This is a genomic window from Altererythrobacter litoralis, from assembly GCF_036324225.1.
Lineage (GTDB): Bacteria > Pseudomonadota > Alphaproteobacteria > Sphingomonadales > Sphingomonadaceae > Erythrobacter > Erythrobacter litoralis_A.
Genome location: NZ_JAZDQV010000018.1, coordinates 1 through 8,358 on the forward strand (window position 1 = coordinate 1; position 8,358 = coordinate 8,358).

Annotated in this window: 7 protein-coding genes and 1 pseudogene; 6 read left to right on the top strand and 2 right to left on the bottom strand. The window is 57.2% G+C overall.

Annotated elements, in window-relative coordinates; translation table 11 throughout:
- Positions 1–167 precede the first annotated feature (167 nt).
- Positions 168–1,064: an IS481 family transposase gene (locus VRS74_RS12555; RefSeq protein WP_179406847.1), complete on the bottom strand. Its 897-nt coding sequence runs from the start codon at positions 1,062–1,064 to the stop codon at positions 168–170.
- A gap of 60 nt (positions 1,065–1,124) precedes the next feature.
- Between VRS74_RS12555 and VRS74_RS12560 the strand changes: the two are divergent.
- From VRS74_RS12560 to VRS74_RS12585, 6 genes and pseudogenes are all read left to right on the top strand, one after another.
- Positions 1,125–1,346: pseudogene (locus VRS74_RS12560) on the top strand (DDE-type integrase/transposase/recombinase); the annotation flags it as partial.
- Positions 1,347–1,483: 137 nt separating this feature from the next.
- Positions 1,484–1,792 carry a hypothetical protein gene (locus tag VRS74_RS12565; protein WP_179406848.1) on the top strand — a complete coding sequence of 103 codons (309 nt, stop codon included), beginning with the start codon at positions 1,484–1,486 and terminating at the stop codon, positions 1,790–1,792.
- A 372-nt stretch (positions 1,793–2,164) separates the two neighbouring features.
- Positions 2,165–3,487, top strand: a complete 1,323-nt coding sequence (locus VRS74_RS12570) for a class I SAM-dependent DNA methyltransferase (protein WP_354145573.1) — start codon at positions 2,165–2,167, stop codon at positions 3,485–3,487.
- A gap of 89 nt (positions 3,488–3,576) precedes the next feature.
- On the top strand, positions 3,577–4,725 hold the full coding sequence (locus tag VRS74_RS12575) for a restriction endonuclease subunit S (RefSeq protein WP_354145574.1): 1,149 nt from the start codon (positions 3,577–3,579) through the stop codon (positions 4,723–4,725).
- Between the two features lie 4 nt (positions 4,726–4,729).
- Positions 4,730–7,027 carry an EcoAI/FtnUII family type I restriction enzme subunit R gene (gene hsdR / locus VRS74_RS12580; protein WP_354145575.1) on the top strand — a complete coding sequence of 766 codons (2,298 nt, stop codon included), beginning with the start codon at positions 4,730–4,732 and terminating at the stop codon, positions 7,025–7,027.
- 34 nt (positions 7,028–7,061) lie between these two features.
- Positions 7,062–7,730: a hypothetical protein gene (locus VRS74_RS12585; protein WP_354145576.1), complete on the top strand. Its 669-nt coding sequence runs from the start codon at positions 7,062–7,064 to the stop codon at positions 7,728–7,730.
- A gap of 23 nt (positions 7,731–7,753) precedes the next feature.
- On the opposite strand, the gene VRS74_RS12590 is transcribed toward VRS74_RS12585, so the two are convergent.
- On the bottom strand, positions 7,754–8,131 hold the full coding sequence (locus VRS74_RS12590) for a terminase small subunit (RefSeq protein WP_354145577.1): 378 nt from the start codon (positions 8,129–8,131) through the stop codon (positions 7,754–7,756).
- Between the last annotated feature and the right edge of the window lie 227 nt (positions 8,132–8,358).

Below are 8,358 nucleotides of genomic sequence, written 5' to 3' on the forward strand. Positions count from 1 at the left end.
GGCTTTGCCTATCTGGCGGTGGTGATCGACCTTTACTCCCGCCGAGTGGTGGGCTGGTCGATGCAGAACCGCCAGATGATCCAGACCTGGCGATCAAGGCAGGCAGACACCTATGCGAGGAATTGCTTGTAACATCGGGTGACTGGCGAGACACGGTTGGACCTGTTCTATAGCTTCTCGCGAAGCGCTTCATAAGGCGTTTTTCCTTTGAACGCGCCGTGCGGTCGATGGAAATTGTAGAAGCGCTCCCATTCATCGAGGCGTTCTTCGAGATCGACGTCGCCCTTGTAGGTGAGCAGCTGATAGAACTCCTGGCTGTCGGAGCGATGCGATCGCTCGACCTTGCCGTTGAGCTGAGGTGAACTGGGTTTGATGTAGGCGTGGCGGATTCCGAGGTCCTCGACGTGCCAGTGGAACTTCGCCTGGAACTCATGCCCATTGTCGGTGCGTATTTCCCGGATGCGGAAGGGGAACTTGTCGATGATGTGATTGACGAAGTCGATGGCGTTGGCCTGAGTATGCCGCTTGTAGACTTTGAGGGCGCGCACGCGGGTTGCATCGTCGATGGCAGTGTACTGGAAACGGCGGACCTTCTTGCCGCGCTTCCCGATTAGAGTCAGGAACTTGACATCCATCTGGATGTGGTGGCCCGGCACCTGCTTGTTATACCGCTTGGTATGGATTTTGCGAACGCGCGTGCCGCGTGGAAGTCGGTTCAGGCCGTGACGCCTGAGGATGCGATAGACGGTTGCATCCGACATTCGAACCGCATGATAGCGCGCCATGTACCACATGATCCGCTCGGGCCCGAGATGGTACTTCCTTCGGAGATGAAGAACTTTCTCCTCGACCTCCGGTGGCGTCTGGTTGGGCGACGATTTTGGAATGGGTTTGGCATTGGCCAGTCCAGCTTCCCCGTCTCGCTTATAGGCGCGCTTCCATCTGTAGAAGCTGGCCCGCCCAATGCCAAAGTAGCGGCAGGTCTTCGCCACCTGGCCGGTACGCTCGGCGTGCCGGAGCACCCGCAGCTTGCGTTGGATCTCGCGCTGATCTTCTTTCGTCATTCGAAACACCTCCTGCCCGATTAGGGCGATCATAAAGGTGTCTCGCGAGTCCCGGCATGGCTACAAGCGAGGATCGGCTACAAGCGCAGGCCGGGCAGCTATGGTGGCAAGCCATCCAGGGTGGTCGACAATACGCTGGCCCGCCAGTTCGATGTCGCGGCACCCGACAAGACATGGGTGACCGACATCACCTACATCAGGACGCAGGAGGGCTTTGCCTATCTGGCGGTGGTGATCGACCTTTACTCCCGCCGAGTGGTGGGCTGGTCGATGCAGAACCGCCAGATGATCCAGACCTGGCGATCAAGGCAGGCAGACACCTATGCGAGGAATTGCTCGAACCCCTTCAAGACCATTGGGGCAGGATTGCGATCCGGTCTGCGTATCGCTCGTGTGAGGTAAATGGCTTTTGCAATGCGATGCAGCGCAAGAAGAAGGCCGGCTACACCTGTGCTTCGAACGAGAGCAATTTCGCGGGGCACATCTGGGATCGCCTCGATGTGAACGGACACATGGGGGCGATGGCTTGTGTGGTCGTTCCCAGTTTCTGGGCCAATCACCAAGAGCAAGGCGATTGGCAGATACTCGCTCGATGGATCCACGAGCACCTCCCTTACTCAACGCTCTATTTCTTTCCGACCTATTGGGCATTCAATATCGGCTGGCATGAAAGCCCCAAAAAGAGCATCAAGAGCTACGCAGAGCCTGCCGGAACATTCACTCCCTGACGGAGAAGCAAATCAAGATTCGAGTCCCGAAAAAGGCATCGAACCAATGCATTAGACGGTTTTTGCGGGCCTTTTGCGGGCTCTTTGCATAAACCGAATTACCTAAATACCTGAAAATATTCAGAAAAATAGGCCGAATGTGATGCCTCTTCTGGGCACCATTTATCTTCACAAAATTGATATAATTCAGTGCTTTGGCGCTTTTGACTGGATTTCCATCCACCTTTCTGTCCACCTTATATTCGGCGATGGTTTCGAGGCGCGAGACTGTGTCGAACCACCTCCTGTTTACAGAAATTCGGTTGGCGGGAGAGTGGCTTGTGGCTAACTAGTCGCATGTTCGAAAACGCTTTCAACAACATCGACCGGGCCATGCGCAATGACGAGGGCCTGGCATCCGAGCTCGATTACGCCGAGCAGACCAGCTGGCTGCTTTTCCTCAAATATCTCGATGACCTGGAGATGGAGCTGCAGGACGAGGCGGAGCTGGAGGGTAAGGACTACCAGCCCATACTCGACGCAGAATATCGCTGGGATGTCTGGGCCGCCCCCAAGAAGGCGAACGGCGAGATTGACCACTCCGTGGCGATGACAGGGCAGGACCTGATTGATTACGTCAACGGCGAGCTGTTCCCCTACCTCAAGGGTTTCAGCGCCAGTGCGGAGGATGCCGACACGCTGGAATACAAGGTTGGTGAAATATTCTCCGAGATCGCCAACCGCTTCCGCTCTGGCTACTCACTGCGCGAAGTCATCGACATCATCGACACGCTCGATTTCGGCAGCAGCAAGGCCAAGCACGAGCTCTCCGACCTCTACGAGACCCGCATCAAGCGGATGGGCAATGCTGGTCGCAATGGCGGCGAATACTACACGCCGCGCCCACTCATCCGCGCCATGATTAAGGTGGTGAAGCCAGAGATTGGCGAAACCATCTACGATGGTGCCTGCGGCTCGGCTGGCTTCCTATGCGAGGCGTTCGAATACCTGCGCCGTGATGACCTCTCTGCTGCTGAGTGGGATACGCTGCAGAACAAGACGTTCTACGGGCAGGAGAAGAAGTCGCTCGCCTATGTGCTGGGCGTGATGAACATGGTGCTGCACGGTGTGGAGGCCCCGAAAATCCGCCACACCAACACGCTCGCCGAGAATGTGATGGATATTCAGCCGAGCGATCGACACGACATCGTGCTGGCCAATCCGCCGTTCGGTGGGGGCGAACGCAAGGAAGTGCAGCAGAACTTCCCCATCAAGTCGGGCGAGACGGCCTACCTCTTCCTGCAGCACTTCATTCGCAAGCTGAAGGCTGGTGGGCGCGGGGCGATTGTCATCAAGAACACCTTCCTGAGCAACACTGACAACGCCAGCGTGGAGCTGCGCAAGGAGCTGCTGACGAGCTGCAACCTGCATACCGTGCTCGATTGCCCTGGCGGCACCTTCCAGGGCGCAGGCGTCAAGACGGTGGTGCTGTTCTTCGAGAAGGGCGCGCCCACGCGGCAGGTCTGGTATTATCAGCTCGACCCGGGCCGCTCACTGGGCAAGACCAATCCGCTCAACGATGATGACCTGGCCGAGTTCGTCGCGCTCCAATCGGACAAGGCGGACAGCGAGAAAAGCTGGGTGGTGAAGGTCGATGACCTTGACCAAACGACATGGGACCTGTCGGTGCGCAATCCCCATGCGCCGGAAGAATAGCCTCTGCGCGAACCGGAGCAGATAATCTCTGATATGTTGAGCCGCGATGAGGAAACACGGCAAATCCTCGAAGACATCCGGGGAATGCTGTGACCCGTAATTTGCTGCCGGAAGGCTGGCGCTTGGCCAAGCTGGGTGACCTTTGTCGCATTGAGCTAGGCAGCACGCCCGCCCGAAAATCTAAATCGAACTGGGACGAGAAGCGAGAGACAGAAAATGTGTGGCTGTCTATCGCAGACATGCCTGACACCCTTCATGCAGCTGTGCATGACAGCAAGGAATACGTTTCACAATCTGCTGCCAAGCGAATGAAGCTCGTGCCGAAGGGCACCCTGCTAGTGAGTTTCAAGCTGACGCTGGGAAGACTTTGCTATGCTGGTCGCGACCTCTTCACAAACGAAGCAATCGCTGCGCTGCATGACCTCGATGAAGGCGCGGTCTCAAAGCAATTCCTCTATTGGTATTTGACCTTCTTCGATTGGCAGGAGGCGGCGGCTGGTGACGAAAAGGTAAAGGGCAAGACGCTCAACAAGGCCAAACTGAAAGAACTGGAAGTGTGGCTCCCCCCGCTGGAGGAGCAGAAGCGGATTGTTGCGGTGCTGGACCAGGCCTTCGCCGCCCTCGACCGCGCCTATGCCCTAACCGAGGCCAATCTTGCGGACGCCGGGGAGTTGCTGGAGGCGTCTCTCGCTAAGACCTTTCAAAGAGAGGGCGAAGGCTGGACTTCCTGCACAGTCGGCGACCTAATCACACTTCAGCGCGGCCATGACATCACGAAGAAGGACCAGCGCCCCGGTGATGTGCCAGTTGTTTCCAGTGGAGGTGTGAAGTCTTACCATGATGAAGCCAAGGTGGCAGGACCGGGCGTGGTCATTGGTCGCAAAGGCTCCATTGGCAGTGTTCATTACATTGAAGAGCCCTACTGGCCTCACGATACGACACTTTACGTCAAGGACTTTAAGGGCAACAACCCGCGCCTCGTTTCATATTTGATGCGTGGTCTGAAGCTAGCTGAGTTGGACACTGGCGCAGCCAATCCCTCTCTGAACAGAAACTTGGTGCATCCAATGAGGGTCACTTGGCCAAATGCCCTAGACCAGTCGGAAATTGCCGATAGGCTGAAAGACGTTGAAGGGGAGACGGCTGGCTCGGCAAATTATTACCTTCGAAAATTGGATGACTTAGCCGACCTCCGCCAGTCCATTCTCCAAAGGGCCTTCGCCGGGGAGTTGACCTGAGCCGATGCAGGAAACCGAAGCCGATACTCGCGCCAATCGCATCGACCCGGTCCTGAGAGACGCTGGATGGGGCGTGGTGGAAGGCGCGCACATTAATCGCGAACTGGTCTGCCCCGGGCGCATCATCGGCGGCGGTGAACGGTCCGGAGCACTGTCTGCAGACTATGTGCTGAACTACAAAGGCCACAAACTGGCTGTCATTGAGGCCAAGCGGGCTGGGCTTGGACATACGGACGGCGTAGGGCAGGCCAAGAACTACGCGACCATGCTCAAGGCGCGCTTCGCCTACTCCACCAACGGTCTCGGCTGGTATGGCATCGACATGCACACCGGCAGCGAGGGCGAGCTCGACCTGCCGTTTCCGACACCTGAAGAACTTTGGCAGCGGTGCTTTCCGCACGGCAATGACTGGCGCGAACGCTTCGGCGAAGTCGGCTTCGAGACGGGGGGTGGCAAGTGGCAGCCGCGATACTACCAGCACAACGCCATTACAGCCGTTCTGGAGGCCATAGCGCAGGAAAAGCAGCGCATCCTTCTCACCCTAGCCACAGGCACAGGAAAGACCTCCATTGCCTTCCAGATTGCATGGAAGCTGTTCCAGTCGAAGTGGAACCTCGGGCGCGAGCCCAGCCGCCGACCGCGTATCCTCTTCCTGGCTGACCGCAACATCCTAGCCGACCAGGCCTACAACGCATTCAGTGCCTTTCCTCCAGATGCCTTGTGCCGCATCAGCCCCGAGGAAATTCGCAAGCGGGGCGGTGTGCCAACCAACGCCAGTGTCTTTTTCACCATCTTCCAGACCTTCATGACGGGCGAGGACGAGTTCCGCTTCGAGGGCTACGACCCGGACTTCTTCGACTTCATCGTGATTGATGAATGCCATCGGGGTGGAGCCAAGGATGAAAGCACGTGGCGCGGCATCCTGGAGTATTTCTCACCAGCAGTGCAGTTGGGCCTGACCGCAACGCCCAAGCGCGATGTGAACGCCGACACCTACAAGTATTTCGGCGAGCCCGTTTACACCTATGCGCTGAAAGAAGGCATCGGCGACGGCTTCCTGACGCCGTTCAAGGTGCGGCAGATGGCCAGCACGCTCGATACCTATACCTACAGCGATGATGACGAGGTGGTGAGCGGGGAAATCGACCCGGACAAGGAATACACTGAGGCGGACTTCAACACGAAGCTCGTAATCGACGAGCGCGAGCGGAGCCGCGTCGATGAGTTCATGGACCAGATTGACCAGCGGCAGAAAACGCTCGTCTTCTGTGCCACGCAGGCCCACGCGGCACGCGTTCGTGATTTCATCAACCAGGTGAAGTCCAACCCCGACCCGCACTACTGCGAGCGGGTGACAGCGGATGACGGCAAGCTCGGCGAACAGCACCTGCGCGAGTTCCAGGATAACGAGAAGACGCTCCCGACAATCCTGACCACATCGCAAAAGCTGTCCACCGGGGTCGATGCGCGCAACATCCGCAACATCGTGTTGCTGCGCCCCATCAATTCAATGATTGAGTTCAAGCAAATCATCGGGCGCGGCACGCGGACCTACGAGGGAAAAGACTTCTTCACCGTCTACGACTTCGTGAAGGCCTACGAGCACTTCAACGACCCTGAGTGGGATGGGGAACCTCTACCGCCTGACGGTCCAGATAAGCCCAAGCCACCGCAACCGCCGGAGCCCCCACAACCGCCCGAGCCGCCCGTCGAACCGCCGGAGCCAGCCGAGCGCATCGTTGTGAAGCTGGCGGACGGCAAAGAGCGCAAGATACGCTACGTCGGCGAGACCACATATTGGTTCCACGGGAGGCAAATCACTGCTCAGGAGTTCATGGACCAGCTGTTCGGCGACCTTGGTTCGTTGGTGTCCAGTGCAGATGAATTACGGCAGATATGGAGCGACCCGGAGCGGCGAACCTCATTTATCAGCCGTCTCGAAGAGATGGGGTACGACCGCGACCGGCTGGACGACATGCGCCGTCTCATCGATGCGCCCAATAGCGATATCTTCGATGTGCTTGCCTACGTGCGCTTCACGCTGGCGCCTTTATCTCGTTCGCAGCGAGTGGAGGCTGCCAAGGGGACAGGACTGGGAGGCTATGAGGAAGAGATGCAAGCTTTCTTGGCCTACATTCTCCAAGCCTATGAGATGCAGGGCATCCGCGAGCTAGCCCCCAGCCGCATAAGCGACTTCCTCCAGATACGGTATGGCGGCACCAACGATGCGAAGCGCAAGCTAGGCTCGATAGGGGAAATTCGCGGTGCTTTCCTCGATATTCAAAAGCACCTGTTTCGCTGATTGGCGAAGCAAAAGGAACTAGGGGAGCCGGTACGTGCAACTTTACCAATGCGTCGATGGAATTTCATGGTTGTGCAGTTTTATCTATCACTACCAAACACTCATCACCGGCATCTTGGCAATCGGAGCTGCTTGGTACGCTGGCGCGCCTGTCTGGAGACAGCTAAAGGATAGCAATCTTCAAACCCGAATGCTGCATCGGGAAACACTTTCTATGCGGCTTAAGGAAGAAGAGCAGCTCACTATTAAACTCAAGGACATCATCGAGCAGCCACTTTACGAAGCTGGCCGTGTTACGAGCGACCCCGATGGCGAGCCCATCAAGGTAGGTCCTCATGAGGCCTTTAATGTCGAAACGCTCATCAGCACAGCGCGCAACCAGGCCAAGGCCGCGCTCCGGAACAATTTTGACCCGGAAGTGGAGAATGCGAAGTCTGCGCTATTCGTCGCGTTAGATGACCTTGCCACTACACTAGATGACGTCTCGGTTCCTGCGCGTATTGACCAGCACGAATACAATCTCAGCGACGAGAAATGGGTGGAGATTGAGCAGAAGGCAAAAGAGGCCGAGACACTAGCTGCAGCAAAAGTGAGCGAGGTCTGGAAGGCTCACAAGGCACTGCAAGCCGCTCGAACCTCGCTTATTGCTGGCTTGCGCGGACAAATTGCTCGGCTGGATGAGAGCATCACTAAGGGCACATAGCCCACAAGCTTGATGGCTTGTGCCTACAGCCAGCTTTCATCGGTGATAGGAGGCAGCTCTCGCAACTGCACTTCGAGCCTATCGGGTTGGTGATATCCGTGCATCAGGTTCAATTCTCGAACCGCCTGTATCCTGTTCGCGGCGGGGGCATCACCCAATGCAATGTCTCGCAAAACCCTGACACTTTGCCTACGCTCCCAGAGGGCGCAATCTGCCAAGGCATTCCGTAGGGCCATAACCCTACCCGCAACCTTCCCGTCGGCCATCAACTCTGATGCTCGTTTGTAGACCGTTTCAGGCTTGGTCTGATGATGGACCTTATATGCCTGGCGGTACGCCTCAGCCTGGCATCGCCCGTCTGCGATGGCTTGTGCGAATATCTCTTGCTTGGGTGTCAGCATCAGTTGTCCTGCCCTGCGGCGATGAGCGTGGCGACAAGGTCTCGTTTGGATGGCTGCCACCAACCAACGTAAAGCCTGCTGATGCCACCACCATATGGTGTAGCTGTATATGTGGTGGAATTCCGAACAGAGAGATGACCGGCCCCCACTGAGTGGTCCGTGTTGTTTGTTAGTGCATAATTGCCTCCTGCGCCATGGGTGGCCGTAGGTGGAGCGAAGCGGAACCG